The 15,427-nt window shown below is 49.7% G+C and carries 16 protein-coding genes; 8 read left to right on the plus strand and 8 right to left on the minus strand.

Features of this window, described 5'->3' with window-relative positions; translation table 11 throughout:
* Positions 1-386 precede the first annotated feature (386 nt).
* Positions 387-1,634 (minus strand): hypothetical protein, encoded by a 1,248-nt coding sequence (locus tag CGZ75_RS05275; RefSeq protein WP_176444683.1) that lies wholly within the window; start codon positions 1,632-1,634, stop codon positions 387-389.
* Positions 1,635-1,733: 99 nt separating this feature from the next.
* Positions 1,734-3,233, minus strand: a complete 1,500-nt coding sequence (locus CGZ75_RS05280; RefSeq protein WP_089523204.1) for a phytoene desaturase family protein — start codon at positions 3,231-3,233, stop codon at positions 1,734-1,736.
* Positions 3,234-3,404: 171 nt separating this feature from the next.
* Here CGZ75_RS05280 and CGZ75_RS05285 point away from each other — a divergent pair, with 171 nt between their 5' ends.
* The 6 genes from CGZ75_RS05285 to CGZ75_RS05310 all read left to right on the plus strand — a co-directional run bounded on the left by CGZ75_RS05285 (position 3,405) and on the right by CGZ75_RS05310 (position 8,523).
* Positions 3,405-4,943, plus strand: a complete 1,539-nt coding sequence (locus CGZ75_RS05285) for a glycosyltransferase family 2 protein (RefSeq protein WP_089523205.1) — start codon at positions 3,405-3,407, stop codon at positions 4,941-4,943.
* Complete coding sequence (locus CGZ75_RS05290) at positions 4,933-5,418, plus strand: glycosyl-4,4'-diaponeurosporenoate acyltransferase CrtO family protein (RefSeq protein WP_089523206.1); 486 nt, start codon at positions 4,933-4,935, stop codon at positions 5,416-5,418. Before CGZ75_RS05285 ends, CGZ75_RS05290 begins: the two co-directional genes overlap by 11 nt.
* A gap of 62 nt (positions 5,419-5,480) precedes the next feature.
* The gene (locus CGZ75_RS05295) at positions 5,481-6,662 is read left to right on the plus strand and encodes a DUF3900 domain-containing protein (RefSeq protein ID WP_089523207.1); all 1,182 of its coding nucleotides are present in this window, start codon (positions 5,481-5,483) and stop codon (positions 6,660-6,662) included.
* Between the two features lie 30 nt (positions 6,663-6,692).
* Positions 6,693-7,052 (plus strand): Lin0512 family protein, encoded by a 360-nt coding sequence (locus CGZ75_RS05300; RefSeq protein ID WP_089523208.1) that lies wholly within the window; start codon positions 6,693-6,695, stop codon positions 7,050-7,052.
* Positions 7,053-7,083: 31 nt separating this feature from the next.
* A complete protein-coding gene (locus CGZ75_RS05305; RefSeq protein ID WP_089523209.1) occupies positions 7,084-7,875 on the plus strand; it encodes an undecaprenyl-diphosphate phosphatase in 792 nt (263 codons plus the stop codon).
* A 195-nt stretch (positions 7,876-8,070) separates the two neighbouring features.
* Complete coding sequence (locus CGZ75_RS05310) at positions 8,071-8,523, plus strand: hypothetical protein (RefSeq protein WP_089523210.1); 453 nt, start codon at positions 8,071-8,073, stop codon at positions 8,521-8,523.
* 171 nt (positions 8,524-8,694) lie between these two features.
* Here CGZ75_RS05310 and CGZ75_RS05315 read toward each other — a convergent pair whose 3' ends face one another.
* Complete coding sequence (locus tag CGZ75_RS05315) at positions 8,695-9,906, minus strand: IS701 family transposase (RefSeq protein WP_089522685.1); 1,212 nt, start codon at positions 9,904-9,906, stop codon at positions 8,695-8,697.
* A gap of 56 nt (positions 9,907-9,962) precedes the next feature.
* Here CGZ75_RS05315 and CGZ75_RS05320 point away from each other — a divergent pair, with 56 nt between their 5' ends.
* Positions 9,963-11,177: an RNA polymerase sigma factor gene (locus CGZ75_RS05320; protein WP_089523211.1), complete on the plus strand. Its 1,215-nt coding sequence runs from the start codon at positions 9,963-9,965 to the stop codon at positions 11,175-11,177.
* Between the two features lie 87 nt (positions 11,178-11,264).
* Here CGZ75_RS05320 and CGZ75_RS05325 read toward each other — a convergent pair whose 3' ends face one another.
* The 5 genes from CGZ75_RS05325 to CGZ75_RS05340 all read right to left on the minus strand — a co-directional run bounded on the left by CGZ75_RS05325 (position 11,265) and on the right by CGZ75_RS05340 (position 13,999).
* On the minus strand, positions 11,265-12,137 hold the full coding sequence (locus tag CGZ75_RS05325) for an aminoglycoside phosphotransferase family protein (RefSeq protein ID WP_089523212.1): 873 nt from the start codon (positions 12,135-12,137) through the stop codon (positions 11,265-11,267).
* Between the two features lie 207 nt (positions 12,138-12,344).
* Complete coding sequence (locus CGZ75_RS05330) at positions 12,345-12,539, minus strand: hypothetical protein (RefSeq protein ID WP_089523213.1); 195 nt, start codon at positions 12,537-12,539, stop codon at positions 12,345-12,347.
* Between the two features lie 72 nt (positions 12,540-12,611).
* Positions 12,612-13,160 (minus strand): Rossmann-fold NAD(P)-binding domain-containing protein, encoded by a 549-nt coding sequence (locus tag CGZ75_RS05335; protein WP_176444685.1) that lies wholly within the window; start codon positions 13,158-13,160, stop codon positions 12,612-12,614.
* Between the two features lie 19 nt (positions 13,161-13,179).
* Entirely contained in the window at positions 13,180-13,440 is a 261-nt protein-coding gene (locus CGZ75_RS26325) for an NAD(P)H-binding protein (protein ID WP_176444686.1), read from the minus strand.
* A gap of 94 nt (positions 13,441-13,534) precedes the next feature.
* A complete protein-coding gene (locus tag CGZ75_RS05340; RefSeq protein ID WP_089523214.1) occupies positions 13,535-13,999 on the minus strand; it encodes a GNAT family N-acetyltransferase in 465 nt (154 codons plus the stop codon).
* 188 nt (positions 14,000-14,187) lie between these two features.
* Between CGZ75_RS05340 and CGZ75_RS05345 the strand changes: the two genes are divergently transcribed.
* Complete coding sequence (locus CGZ75_RS05345) at positions 14,188-15,399, plus strand: IS701 family transposase (protein ID WP_089523215.1); 1,212 nt, start codon at positions 14,188-14,190, stop codon at positions 15,397-15,399.
* Positions 15,400-15,427: the final 28 nt, after the last annotated feature.

The following is a 15,427-nucleotide window of genomic DNA, read 5'->3' on the forward strand; positions in this document are numbered from 1 at the left end:
GGCCGCGTAGGAATTTTGCTGCTGATCTATTTTCTATTTTTTCTCGGTCCATTCGGCGTCTACTCTGTTGGTATGGTAGTGTTTCTTTTCTTTGCCCGCATCTCACTAACTCTGTTAGAGGAGAACCCTGGATGGGATCAGCGTGGTTGGAGCCGCTATCGTAATAAAAGGCGGAGAGGGTTATAAATGCTAACGAGTCAGTATGGAGCCGGGCCAGCTGTATGAACGATTACGAGGTTAGTGGGAGTAAGTGAGGGTAACTGAAAGTAAGTGTGAGTAAGTGTGAGTAAGTGTGAGTGTGAGTGTGAGTGTGAGTGTGAGTGAACCAATGTAGCCCACTTTCGAACCTTCGAAAAGTGGGCTGCATTTATTCTGGGGGGATTGTGCTAGAGGAACGCAAGCAACGCACTCAAGTAGCTGGAGCTACTTGCTTCGGCCAAATGGCCGCGAACGAGCACAAGCAAGTAGTAAAAGCTACTTGATTCGGCCAAATGGCCGCGAACGAACGAATTCAAGTAGCCAAAGCTACTTGGTTCGGCCGTATTGCCGTGAACGAGCGCAAGCAAGTAGTCGAAGCTACTTGCTTCGGCCGCATGGCCGCAAACGAGCGCAAGCAAGTAGTCAAAGTTACTTGGTTCGGCCGCATGGCCGCGAATGAGCACGAGCAAGTAGCCAAAGCTACTTGAATCGGCCAAATGGCCGCGAACGAGCACAAGCAAGTAGTCAAAGCTACTTGATTCGGCCAAATCGCCGATAACGAGCACGCTCAAGTAGTCAAAGCTACTTGATTCGGCTAAATCGCCGATAAGGAGCACGCTCAAGTAGTCAAAGCTACTTGATTCGGCTAAATCGCCGATAAGGAGCACGCTCAAGTAGTCGAAGCTACTTGATTCGGCCAAATCGCCGATAACGAGCTCGCTCAAGTAGTCGAAGCTACTTGGTTCGGCCAAATGGCCGCAAACGAGCGCAAGCAAGTAGTCAAAGCTACTTGATTCGGCTAAATCGCCGATAAGGAGCACGCTCAAGTAGTCAAAGCTACTTGATTCGGCTAAATCGCCGATAAGGAGCACGCTCAAGTAGTCGAAGCTACTTGATTCGGCCAAATCGCCGATAACGAGCTCGCTCAAGTAGTCGAAGCTACTTGATTCGGCCAAATCGCCGATAACGAGCTCGCTCAAGTAGTCGAAGCTACTTGGTTCGGCCAAATGGCCGCAAACGAGCGCAAGCAAGTAGTCGAAGCTACTTGATTCGGCCAAATCGCCGATAACGAGCTCGCTCAAGTAGTCGAAGCTACTTGATTCGGCCAAATCGCCGATAACGAGCTCGCTCAAGTAGTCGAAGCTACTTGATTCGGCTAAATCGCCGATAACGAGCTCGCTCAAGTAGTCGAAGCTACTTGATTCGGCCAAATCGCCGATAACGAGCTCGCTCAAGTAGTCGAAGCTACTTGATTCGGCCAAATGGCCGCGAACGAGCGCGAGCAAGTAGTCGAAGCTACTTGATTCGGCCAAATGGCCGCGAACGAACGAATTCAAGTAGACAAAGCTACTTGATTCGGCCAAATGGCCGCGAACGAGCGCGAGCAAGTAGTCGAAGCTACTTGATTCGGCCATAGTGCGGCAAACGAGCGTCAAACAAGTAGTCCAAGCTACTTGGTTCGGCCAAATCGCCGATAACGAGCACGCTCAAGTAGTCGAAGCTACTTGAGGGTGCCCGCTAACCGAGGCTCAGGCTCAGATCGCCTGCGAGCGAGACAGGTCCTCGCGGATCAGATCCGCTGTCAGCTGGCCGCTCAGCGTGACCATCGGCACACCGCCGCCCGGATGGGTCGAGCCGCCGACAAAGTAGAGTCCTTCCAGCAGAGGGCTGCGGCTCGGAATTTTGAAGCCGCCGTTCAGCTTGCGGTCGGTGACGACGCCGTAGATCGATCCGCCGTTCGCTCCGTAGAGCGACTGCAGATCATCCGGGATGAACTGCTCCTCGTATACAATATGGGAGCGAAGATCCTCGGCTCCCATGCGCTCCAATTTGTCCAAAACGAGATCCCGGTACGCTCTGCGGTTCTCCTCCCAGCTCTTGCCTTGCTGGAGCGGCGGAACATGGGTTAGTACGAACCAGTTCTCGCAGCCGTCTGGAGCCTGGCTGGAATCACTTTTGGAGGAGATGCCGACGTAGACAGTGGGATCGACGGTTGGAACCCGATCCACGAACATATCGTGGAACTCCCGTTCCGGATTGCGGGAGAAAAAGAAATTGTGATGCTTGAATTTGTCGTAGCTGCGGTTCACGCCGAGCAGCAGCACATGGCCGGATACGGATGGCTCAAATTTGCCAAGCTTAGCCACCTGGCGTTCATTGCCGGAAACTTCCTCCAGTAAAGAGCGATGCGCCGGAATTGCCTCCATATTACAAACGACGATATCCGCATACAGCTCTTCTCCGCTGGACAAACGCACTCCGGAGGCGCGGCCGCCTGTCTCGATAATGCGCGTCACCTCGGCTCCCGTCCGCACAGGAACACCGAGCTCCTGGAGCAGCTTGAGCTCCGCGCGAGCAATCTCGTACATACCGCCTTTTACGAAGTAGATGCCAAGCCCCATTTGCACATAAACCAGCTGTGAGAGTACGGCCGGCGCGGCGTAGGGGGAGGATCCTATGTACATCGTGAAAAACTGGAAGATTTGGCGCAGATGGGGATGCAGCAAATGCTGCTCCGTCAACTGAGAGACGGTTTTCAACGGATCCATGGCGAACAGCTCTTTGAGCGTATGCTGATGGCGCAAATCAGGCAATCCCGATAGGGAACGGCTGTAGACGCTTTTCATGCTTAGATCATATTGCTTGCGACAGTAGTCCAGATAGCCGAGGAACCGCTCGCGATCCTCAGGGGATAATTCACCGATAGCATCCAGCATTGCGGGCAAATCTCCCACTAGATCCAGTACAGTTCCATCCTCATAGAGTCCTCTCCACTGCGGCTCGACTCTCTGAACCGTCAAGTAATTATGCAGATTTCGGCCTGCCGACTCAAAAAGCTTTTCCAGCGTCCATGGCATCGTAAGAATGGAAGGACCGGTATCAAACTGATAACCGAGACCTGAACGGATGTTAAGTTTGCCGCCTGCCCGTTCGTTTTTTTCGAGAACGGTCACCTCATGACCGTCCGACCGCAGCCGGATTGCCGCTGATAGGCCAGCGAGTCCTCCTCCAACGACGATAATTTTTTTACTCAACTCAAGTTCCTCCTCCGTGTTGAAAGGTTAAAAGGTTCAGGATCGTCTATACTAGGTAGAATCACGAAATCTCCCGTTTTCCTCTTTTAACCATTGTGGGCGGGATTTCAGTAGGTGATACCTCGTTATAGTTAAAAGTTTTTGAGGATAGCGCGGATAGGGAGGAAAGCGATGAACGTCGAATGGTTCGTGAGCTTGGGTCTGCTGGCCTGCGGGAGCCTGCTGTTATCTGAGAGAAGACTGAAGGCAGCCCGTCTGGACGCTAGGCAGCAAGTAGGTGAATCTTTTGGCGTGGCTCGTTCGTCAGCGGAAAAGGAAGCGGCAGAACAGAGGTGGAGCGTCATTATTCCGGCACGAGATGAGGCGGATAATTTGGCTGATCTGCTGCCGCTGCTAGCCAAGCAGACTGTTCCTCCCATCGAGATTATCGTCGTTGATGACGGTTCAAAAGACGGCACAGCCGAGGCGGCCGCCGCCTATCCCGGCGTAACCGTTATAACGGCGGGCGAGCTGCCGCCCCGCTGGCGCGGCAAAAACTGGGCCTGCAGCCGAGGTGCAGAGACGGCCCGTGGGAGCAGGTTGCTTTTTCTTGACGCAGATACGCGTCCGGCTCCGGAATTTTTGACTGCGGCATGGAGTGCCTGTGGCCCAGGCATTTGCCTGACGATCCAGCCTTGGCATCTGACAGGTAGCCTGCGGGAGCAGCTTTCCGCCTTTTTGAACACGGCCGTTCTGGCTGGCTCGGGTAGATTCATAGCCGGAAGCAGGCTAGGCGGGAGTAAGGTGGTCGAAAAAACATCCCGTCACTTGGGACAAGTGCAGGGGGAGTCATCCGCTCCAGCGTCAATTAAGGAACGGGAGGAGTGGCGCAGCAGATGGGGGCTACAGAAGCTGGGGAGCGCCCGCGCCCAGCGTTTGCCCGGAGCGTTCGGGCCTTGCTTGGCTTGTGACCGAATGGACTATGTGACGGTTGGTGGACATGCTTCCATACGGGGCGAGGTGTTGGATCACGACCGCTTGGCGAGAAGGTTCTCTGAGCAAGGCATGATGAGCCGTGCCATGCTTGGTGGACAACTGTTAAAGTTCCGCATGTACAGCAGTGGCTGGCGGGAGATGACGGACGGCTGGGCCAAAAGCATCGCGCTCGGCGCAGGCGGATCGCCGCTCCCTGCGCTGCTGCTCATGATTTTATGGATCAGCGGACTTGCGGGAGCCGCAGTCGGAATTGGAACGGAGCTTGTTCAGCTCGTCCGCGAGCTAGCACAAGGTTGGACGGCGGACGGAGCAGCTCTCGGAGCGCCAGCGCTGCCGACCATGTTCACAACGCTCGGGCCACCTAAGCTGCCGAGCATGCCCACAATGCTCGGGTCACCCGAGCTACCGAACATGTTCACAACGCCTGGGCCACCTGCACTGCTTAACATGCACACAACGCTCGGGTCCCACGAGCTGCCGAGCATGCCCACAGCGCTCGATGCACCTGCACTATTGAGCATGCTCACATCACTCGGAGCGTCCGCCCTGCTCTACATCCTCGCCGCGCTAACGGCATGGCGAGTTTGGCGGCATGCAGGTTCATTCAGTCGGACAGCCGCATTCCTTTATCCGCTGCCACTGGTTTATTTTATCGTGGTGTTCATCTACTCTCTTTATCGCTCCTATATTCGCCGCAGCGTGAGTTGGAAGGGTAGGGACCTCGATGTGGCCTGAGCTTGGGACTACAGCAGTTATTATTCTTGATGCGGTGGTCTGGCTGCTGCTGCATGCGCTAGCCGTCACCTTCGCGATGCGCATCCCGTGGCAGAGATTGAACAAAGACGGCCCGCTGACTCGTATTCGTCCTTTTGAACAGGATGGCCGCTGGTACGAACGCTGGCTGAAAATCCACATCTGGAAAGACTTTCTTCCAGATGGAGGGAGCTGGGTAAAGGCAGGGTTTGCGAAGCGAAAGCTGCAGGCTAGAAACCGTGACTATCTGCAAAGATTTGTGGCGGAGACGCGGCGAGGCGAGCTTACACACTGGATTTTATTCCTTCCGTTACCCATTTTCATAGGATGGAATAACGCGTTAGGCATGCTTTTGATGGTGATTTATTGTTTTATCGCGAACATTCCTTGTATTCTCGTTCAACGCTACAATCGGGCGCGTCTATTGAAAGTCATGTCGCGAGGGCGGCGATTGTGATATTCTAGATGTTGATATTAGACAGATTGGAAGAATAGAAATAGAGGAGCTGTCTCGCAGAAATGGAATTTGATGTGCAGTACATAAGCTTCTTCGTCATTCAGACGGATGGAGAGGGCACGGACTCCGGCAAGCGGTTCCGACATTTTCAGACGATGGATGGCGAGGATTACGAAGACAGCCCGCTAAAAGAGTTCTTGAGCGGTGAGTTCGCACGGATCGTGAAGCGCAAGGCCGAGCGGCATCCCGTCTCGGAGTCGGTGCCGACGAAGATCGGCCGATTCCGGGTGGAGCCTGGCTACGAGCCCGACAGCAACCCGGATTACAATCTGCTGCAGCGGCTGCGCAGCGCAGATACGGCGGAGCGATTCCATAGTATTGCCGATGAGCTAGTGCACATCTACATGGACACCTCCGCTGTGCGCGGCGGTGCATTTATTGCTGTGCAGGCGACGCTGTCCAAGCTGTTCGACACCCCGTTCCTATTTTTGTTGAAATGCGATTTTGAGTCCAAAATCGCGCGGATCGCCGATGAACGCAGCCTGATCTCCACGGTAGAAATGGCCATCAGCGCTCGCAGCATCAAGTCCATCCAGTACCCGCATATGCCGGAGGAAGGCATGCTTGAGCCTTGGGAAGTCAAGATCCACCAGGCTTCCCATGCCCGTTACTTTGAGGATTTCCTCAAATTTGTCAGTTATGAGCGGCCGTTGCCCGAGGTTATGGGCGAGCAGGTGCTGGACATGGTGCAGCAGTATATGACGGACAAGTGGCAGGACGACGTAAGTCCTCTCCGCAAGGAAGAGGAGGAGGCGGTCGAGATTTGGGCGGCTTCTGATAAAAGGGAGCTGTTAGAGCGCTGGACCCCGGAGCAAGTATACGCCGCGTCTGCCGTGCTCGTAGAGCAGAAGGAGGATCTTGGCCTCAGCTTCAAGCTGGGAGGCGTCCAGGTCAAAGGGCTACTGACTGACTTCGGTCAGTCGCTGCATTTTGCTCGCCACAATGGCCGTTATGTCGCCGTAATCGAAGGGGATTTCTTTCAATTCGAGCGTGGAATCTCGCCGGTAGAACTCCTTCATCCGCCCGAGCTTGTTCAGGTGATGGAAGTTATCGGACAGGCTAGCCCCCAAGATGAGCCAACTGGCCTCGATTCACCAGGAGATGGAAGCAACGATAGCGTTGCCGCAGGATCAGGTCACGAGAATTCGGCGGTTAACAACGAAGATGATGATGTTCCTTGGTAAAGGGAGCGGCGCAGAGGAGGGGAAACGACAATGCAGCAAGTGATGTTCATCGAGCTTGGCATGGGTACGGATTTGCATGGACAGAACGTGACCAAAGCGGCGGTTAGAGCCGTTCAGGACGCGATCCATCGCAATTCGATGCCAGGTTTACGGACGGTGCTGCCGGGTGGCAGCCTGGACAACATGAAGGTCAGAGTCAAGCTGGCTGTGCCTTGCGATGAGGATAAGCTCGATATAGAGGCGGTTAAGGCAGAGCTGCCTTACGGCCAGGTCGAGGTTGAGATTATGCCCGGCGGAATGTTGACGTCTAGTGGTATTATTTTAGAGGACAAGGAAGATCGCAATGATCTGATCTATGTCGTGCTTGCCTCCGTTGAGGCGGGTTACTAGAGGGACTACGATGGAGTAGGGAGTGTAGTGAGTGGATTATATCAAGGCAATTATCCTAGGCATTGTCGAAGGACTGACGGAATTCCTGCCGGTGTCATCAACTGGCCATATGATTCTCGTTGCCGATCTGTTGAACTTTACCGGTGAGCGCGCCAAGACGTTTGAGGTTGTCGTTCAGCTCGGAGCGGTATTGGCCGTATTCGTATTGTATTTCAAGCGGTTTATTGGGTTTCTTAAATTTGATTTTTCCAAAGGCGCTGGCCTGAACGCGATTCATATCGCTCTGGGCATGATTCCTGCCGGTGTGATGGGCGTGTTGCTGCATGGCCTCATCAAGCAGTATTTGTTTGGCACGACTACCGTGCTGATCGCGCTCATTGCCGGCGGTGTGTTGATGATCGCAGCGGAGCAGTACCAGAAGCGGCATGTTCCTTCCGCCGAAACGGTGGATGATATTACGTACAAACAAGCTTTTGGCATCGGCATCTTCCAAATTCTTGCGCTCTGGTCGGGCTTCTCCCGTTCAGGCTCGACGATTTCCGGCGGTATCTTCATGGGTACGAGCCAGAAGGCAGCGGCGGACTTCACGTTTATCCTGTCCGTGCCGATGATGCTTGGGGCGACAGGAGTGGATCTGTACAAGAGCCGCGATCTGCTTGTGCCAGAGGATTATGGACTGTTTCTTCTCGGCCTCGTCGTTTCGTTTGTAGTTGGTTTGATCGCAGTTGTTACTTTTATCAATCTGATCAAAAAGCTCAAGCTGAGCTGGTTCGCGTACTACCGGTTCGGCCTTGCCGCTATCTTCTTTTTGTTCCTGATGTAAGCCTATAGTCAAACACAGCAAGCCGGCCCACGCATTTCGATGCGAAGGTCGGCTTGTTGCGTTTTCGACAATGGTGGCTAGATGAACTTGTTATACGTCTAGAGACTGAGTCAACTATTGGTCCATGGTCGGTTATGCAATGACTGTCCTCGTATTACAATGGACCATATCAGCGAGTGAGAGAAGGAAAATCATATGGAACAGTTAAAACCAGCGCCGCTGGGTGTTAAAATGTCGGTTCTGTGTTTGTTCATTGCCATTGCGGCCGGAATAATTGAAATGGAGATTAGGATTATGGAACTGATTTCAAATGAATCCTATTCACAAATCGGTGTTATTATTGAAGCCAACGTGAGAACCGGCATTATTGCCGGAATAGTTTATGTCATTATGAAGATGTATGAAGGAAAAAACTGGGCCCGCATTATGCTGTTAGTAGTACTTGGAATCATCGGAAAGTTAACTCTAATTATCGATCCGATTCAGTGGATCTTGGCAGGAAATGCATTGAACAATATTTTTGGCGACATGACGGTTTACTCCAGTTTGTTAGCAATTAATCGTATTGTTCACATTTTGGCTGTGTGTATCGGATTATTCTTGATGTTCCGGCCTGCTGCGAATCGGTTTTTCCGTGCGGCGGCTTGATTTCAAGCGGATCATGTAAACTTAGAGCCATAGATGTGGCTTTTGCCCTGACATATACGTCTAACAGAATAGAAAACAGAAAGGAGGCACATCCGAATACATTCACTAATCGAATCTTTATATTCCCAACTATAAATGAGCAAAAACGGATACAAAAAATCCCAAAATAGGTCAAGCCAACTTGAACTGTTCACGAACTACGTGAAATGGAATGCCGTTCTTGCCGCAATCGTAGACAAACTGAAGTCGGTCCAGTTGGACTTGCTTCCGAACCGTACGCAATCCTTCGCCAAAAGGGCAGGGTTGCCCTAACCCTGTAGTACAGTACAAATGTGTCCAAGCCAGCAACGCCCACAGGCGGGTAAATGCCGTTGCTGAACGAACCTGGTAGGTATCGAAGCCAAGATTGTTTTTGGACTGGCGGAAAAAAATCTCAATGGGCCAACGCTTGCTGTAATACATGGAAATCGTTTCCGTATCCAAGGAAACATCCGTGCACAAAAAAGCGCGTAGCGCTTTAGGCACACCAAACGCTTGCTCCGGCCAGCACAGCAGAACGGCAGCATTTTCAATATCGTTCAAGGCGCCTTCATATCGGTATGTCCAGTATGAAGTTCCGTTCACGGTCACAAGGCGAACGTCTTCTTTGCGGATATGGGCGGAAAAATCCTTTAGGGAGATACGGATCCCTTGCGGGTAGATAATCCGATTGGTTTTAAGACCACCAATAAGATGGTAGCCAGCAGAGGCGTAGCTGTCGATTACGCGAGAGCAAGTGAACCAAGAATCCACAAGCACGTAACCGCCATGAGGCGGAAGAGGCAGCGTAGCGGCTATATCGCACACATGATCTATTTTTGTATACACCGTGCCGTCGGGATTCGTTTTCGTTTTGTCGTACAAGTCAATGGAATGGATCAAAGAAGTGTCGTTACTTTGGACCACCGTCGCTTGAACTTGATGGCCCCAAACCACTTTTCCTTCCAAGTGAGAATGATGAAACCCGGTCTGCTCCATCGGAGATTGCGCCTGTGACGAAGGCTTTGTCTTCTTGGAGATCGTATCATCATGAATAACAAACAGCGGCTCTGCTGTCTGCTTGGCTATTTGAACCACGTACCGAAGTGATTCGACCTTGACTTTGTTTTGCAACACCGCTTCATCCCACTTGCCTTCGGCCAGAAAATGCCCAAGTGTCGTACGGTGGCAGCTACTATACTCGGCTAGATCCACTACCTTGCCACGAAAACCTTTCGCTGCAGCCGCCGCCATGTATGTCTCGATATGTGCCACGACCGGCTTAGAAAAATACAGCGGTAACCGGTGTTGTAACAAGTAATTGCGAAGCGCGGCATGATCGGGTAGGATGGCAGTATGAGACATAGCAATTTCTCCTTGGTGAAAATCAGTTGTGGTGACTACTTTTTACCACAAGGAGAATGCTTTGTCTCTCTTCTTTTTTGTTTTACAGTTTACTGGAAGTGAATTTGCTCATTTATAGTTCCCAATATTTCAATCGAATTCATCGAATCATCTGCATTAAAAAAGGTCCTGAGGATGCGGAGGATTTGGCTCAGAAAGTTTTTGTTAAGGCTTTAGAGCACGGTGATAGGTTTCGTAATCAGTCAAGCTCGTTCACTTGGTTGTATCGAATTACGATGAACACAATTATCGATGAACTCCGAAGGGTGCAAATTCATAAACGACACGAGAAGTTTAAACTTGAATCTTCACTTATATCGATGGACTTTACAAGTAATGTAGAAATGAGAATTGATTTATCAAGTGCGCTCAAACGATTTAATGAATTGGATAGGGAGATCATTACACTTAGATTTTTTGTTGATTGTTCTTTTGAAGAGATCGCATCGATTGTTGGAATGCGCAAAAGTGCTGTCAAGAACAGATTATATCGAGCCTTAGGAAAATTGCGTACCGAACTACTCAATTGGGGAGGATCTATGCCTATGTCAATTGGTGAGTGGATCAGTCTAGTGAATATTTTGGAAGATGAAAATAATGTTGATTGGAATCGGGCTGTAACCGATGAGATCTTTAATGAATTGAAGGGTAATTTAGACAGAATCACGGACCATTTTGGGCCATTATCCCAAAAAATAAGTATTGAAATATATCCGGACCTAGAAAAATTTCACGCTCAGACAGGAAAGCCTAATGGACCCGATTGGTATATTGCGATGCTGGGGAATGATGGATCAACGATAAAAATGGTGTCGCCCCTTAACCCAGGACCGCGACATTCCCATGTATCCGTAATAAAAGCGGCATTGAGCCTTTTTGCTACAGCAGTTGCACTTGATAGGAATAAAAAAATCCCACAATGGCTTAAATCAGGCATCGGTCATTATGAAGCCAATCAATTTTGGGGCGACCACAGGAAAGAAGTGAAATCAGACATAGAACAGGGCACTATTCCAAGATTAACAGAACTTGATGGAGATTGGGGTGACTTTACAGATCGTAAGGGACATATGTATTCCTATTCACTTGTAGAATATATTGTAGCGACATATGGATATGTTCAGTTAAGAGCGCTTATTCGAAGTCCAAATGCATACGTCGACATATTTGGGTGCTCGCAGACTGAATTCGAGGGGAAATGGATGAATTATCTATCCTTGAAATATGCGTAGGGAATTCGGCAGGAAATTAAAACTATAGGTTAGCAACTCTGAACAAAGGGCCATCCGATAAAGGATGGTTCTTAAAAACTTTTGTACCTATTTGTAATCCCGAACAATAACATCTATTACGTTCTGTCCCCAATTCGAAGCTTCCGAGCCGGATTCATTCCAGCTGTAGGTGATGAGTGCTTTCCACAACGCCCAGCCGCGTGCGCGATTAACGGTATCTACATCAAAACCCATGCAATTCAAGAAAATTTTACGGCTTGTATCATCAAAAAAGTTCCATGCCATTACAAGATCGCTTGAAGGATCGCCAACTCCCATCGTTCCAAAGTCGATGACGCCGGATAATCTTCCATCTTTCACAAGCAAGTTACCCACGGCAACGTCACCATGCAGCCATAGTGGCGCTGATGGATAGGTTGTCGCAAGCGCTAGCTCCCATATTTCAGTTAAAAGCTTGTGATCGTAGCTGCCGCTTAAAGTTTCAATGACGGATCTTGTATCCTGTTCGTAAACGGCCAAGTTTCCGCCTCGATGAAAGTTTTGGACGCCTGCGGGTATGCCGTCACTTGCATCGATCGCTTGCAATTCTTTCAAAAATCCTGCGAGGTCTTCGGCAAATTCATTCATATTGGATATGTTGGCATGTGTGACGGTATCGCCTTCAATCCACCGGTTGACGGACCAGGGGAGGGGGTACTCCTCTGTGGGCTCGCCTTTTGCAACAGGAGCAGGAATAGGTAAAGACAGAAGAGGCTTAAAAATTGGCAGCCATGCCAACTCTTTCTCCACAGCCGAGGCATAACGTTCATGACTAGGCAGACGAACGGTCATTTCATAGTCCAGCCGATAGGTGCGGTTATCATGACCGCTTTTTTCCACAGGGTGGATCTCTAAGTCCCTCCACTGAGGGAACTGGCTATAAATTAATCGGCGTACCAGATCAACCGTAATTTGCATCATTTTCCTCGCTTCTTTCTTTAAAAAATTGAATTATATTAATCATAACGTTTCCGCTTGATCACCTCCAGAGAGAAAACAATTAAAGAAAACCGCAATTTCACGTATAGAAAAAGATGACTCCTGATATCCAGAAGTCATCTTCTTTTTACTGTTTAGACCAGAACTTTAATTAAACTGTCCATTACTGCGCTCTGATGTGGCAACAGCCTACCTGGTATAGTCGCCTGACCGATAGCTATCGGCAGGATGCTGGGACAGGGTAGATTTTCCAGTATTAGAGCGGTTCTCTTTGTCGGAGACAAAGTTACGAACTGTGCTGATCAGTTTATCCCTAGCGCTTTTGTTGCGCATGAGATAGGTGACACCTGCTCCAATTGCTGTACCTAAAATTTTCTTATTCATTGTTGTTTCCTCCCTTTTGATCGCTCGTTATATCTCTACTTACCCTCCTGAGCAGGGAAGAAACTTTAGGTGTTAAGTAGTTCTAAAGTGTTGAACATGTTCCGAAACCCATTGAGCGAATGTGCGAGGCGGGCGACCCGTAATCTGCTGTACGGTCGGAACGACTGTGTAAGCAGACTCTGGAGGATTAGCTTTCCATCCTAGTACGAATTCGATGACGTCATCTTGAGCTCCCTTTTTTCGCATATGTTCGCGTGCTTGTTCTTCAGAGAGTTCAACGAATTGGATGTCCCGCCCAAGCGCTGCACTGATCATACGAACCTTCTCGGAAATGGTTAACACTTCAGGGCCAGACAGCGAATAGATTTTTCCGGCATGACCGACGCTCGTTAACGCGGTTGCCGCCACGCTTCCGATATCGGCCTCGTGAATCATCGCGTCCAGTGAATCGCCGAATGGCTCCCTCACTATACCTTCTGAGCGAATGGACTCCGTCCACACAAGAGCATTGGACATATACTCAGGGGAAGGCTGGAGATAAGTCCATTCCAGATTGCTGGCTTCAACGGCCTCTTCCACAGGACCTTTTACACCGCTCCACAAAACCGTGGCTCGTTGCACCCCGGCCTTCGTGGCCAATTCAACAATCTGGGGTCCAGTCTGCAGGGGGCCCGTAACCATCACTACTAAAAGTGATCAAGTGCATGCCAGTAACGCCGCGCATTGCTGGTGCAAGGGATTCCGGTTTAGAAAGGTCGCCATAAACGACCTCAACTCCTTTTGGCAGATTGGCATTTGCCGGATTTCGTGACAGCGCACGTACATCATGCCCGGCCCGAACCAGATGCTCGACTACATGGCGACCGACATTTCCTGTCGCTCCTGTTACTAATATTGTCATTGTGTATTCCCTCCAATTGTTAATGTCCCGAAGTTCTTTTGGTGACATATTTCAATCATAAAGGTTCACACTAGTGTGAAGGTCAAGCGGAATTTTAGTTGATAATAGAGGATGCCTCATAAATCTTTGTTTCATCACCTGTAAAAATGTATCCGCTAGAGGAGTGGACCCATCCGTATTTTTCGTAATAGCCATTCAAATCGGTACTAAGATAAAGGTTGTTGTATCCCTTTTTCCCGGTTTCTTGGCGAGCATGTTGCAGCAATTTGGACCCGATTCCTTGACCCCGATACTCAGGAGCAACATATAAACAGGCAAGCCACGGAAACAAATCTTGGCGACTGATTAAGTCATTCCGTAACAAGGCATACGTCCCTATGATCGATTCATCCATTTTAGCAATAAAGAAGCTCGGCAAATCGCTATCTGTTTTCATTGAATGAAGGATGCAGTCATGGTAAAACGGAAAGTTATTCTCGGTTCCCCATTGGTCCCAAAATAGTTGAACGGCTCTTTCGAAATCTTCGGTTTTATCTTTAAGTGAATAGATCTCGATCATTGTATCTCTCCATCTTTAAAAAAGCCTTTTTCGAGAATGTACTCTTCATTGGAATTTTTTATAATAATATCTATAAATGAGCAAATTCACTTCCAGTAAACTGTAAAACAAAAAAGAAGAGAGACAAAGCGTTCTCCTTGTGGTAAAAAGTAGTCACCACAACTGATTTTCACCAAGGAGAAATTGCTATGTCTCATGCTTCCATCCTACCCGATCATGCCGCGCTTCGCAATTACTTGTTACAACACCGGTTACCGCTGTATTTTTCTAAGCCGGTCGTGGCGCATATCGAGACATACATGGCGGCGGCTGCAGCGAAAGGTTTTCGTGGCAAGGTAGTGGATCTAGCCGAGTATAGTAGCTGCCACCGTACGACACTTGGGCATTTTCTGGCCGAAGGCAAGTGGGATGAAGCGGTGTTGCAAAACAAAGTCAAGGTCGAATCACTTCGGTACGTGGTTCAAATAGCCAAGCAGACAGCAGAGCCGCTGTTTGTTATTCATGATGATACGATCTCCAAGAAGACAAAGCCTTCGTCACAGGCGCAATCTCCGATGGAGCAGACCGGGTTTCATCATTCTCACTTGGAAGGAAAAGTGGTTTGGGGCCATCAAGTTCAAGCGACGGTGGTCCAAAGTAACGACACTTCTTTGATCCATTCCATTGACTTGTACGACAAAACGAAAACGAATCCCGACGGCACGGTGTATACAAAAATAGATCATGTGTGCGATATAGCCGCTACGCTGCCTCTTCCGCCTCATGGCGGTTACGTGCTTGTGGATTCTTGGTTCACTTGCTCTCGCGTAATCGACAGCTACGCCTCTGCTGGCTACCATCTTATTGGTGGTCTTAAAACCAATCGGATTATCTACCCGCAAGGGATCCGTATCTCCCTAAAGGATTTTTCCGCCCATATCCGCAAAGAAGACGTTCGCCTTGTGACCGTGAACGGAACTTCATACTGGACATACCGATATGAAGGCGCCTTGAACGATATTGAAAATGCTGCCGTTCTGCTGTGCTGGCCGGAGCAAGCGTTTGGTGTGCCTAAAGCGCTACGCGCTTTTTTGTGCACGGATGTTTCCTTGGATACGGAAACGATTTCCATGTATTACAGCAAGCGTTGGCCCATTGAGATTTTTTTCCGCCAGTCCAAAAACAATCTTGGCTTCGATACCTACCAGGTTCGTTCAGCAACGGCATTTACCCGCCTGTGGGCGTTGCTGGCTTGGACACATTTGTACTGTACTACAGGGTTAGGGCAACCCTGCCCTTTTGGCGAAGGATTGCGTACGGTTCGGAAGCAAGTCCAACTGGACCGACTTCAGTTTGTCTACGATTGCGGCAAGAACGGCATTCCATTTCACGTAGTTCGTGAACAGTTCAAGTTGGCTTGACCTATTTTGGGATTTTTTGTATCCGTTT

Source organism: Paenibacillus herberti, assembly GCF_002233675.1.
GTDB classification, from domain to species: domain Bacteria; phylum Bacillota; class Bacilli; order Paenibacillales; family Paenibacillaceae; genus Paenibacillus_O; species Paenibacillus_O herberti.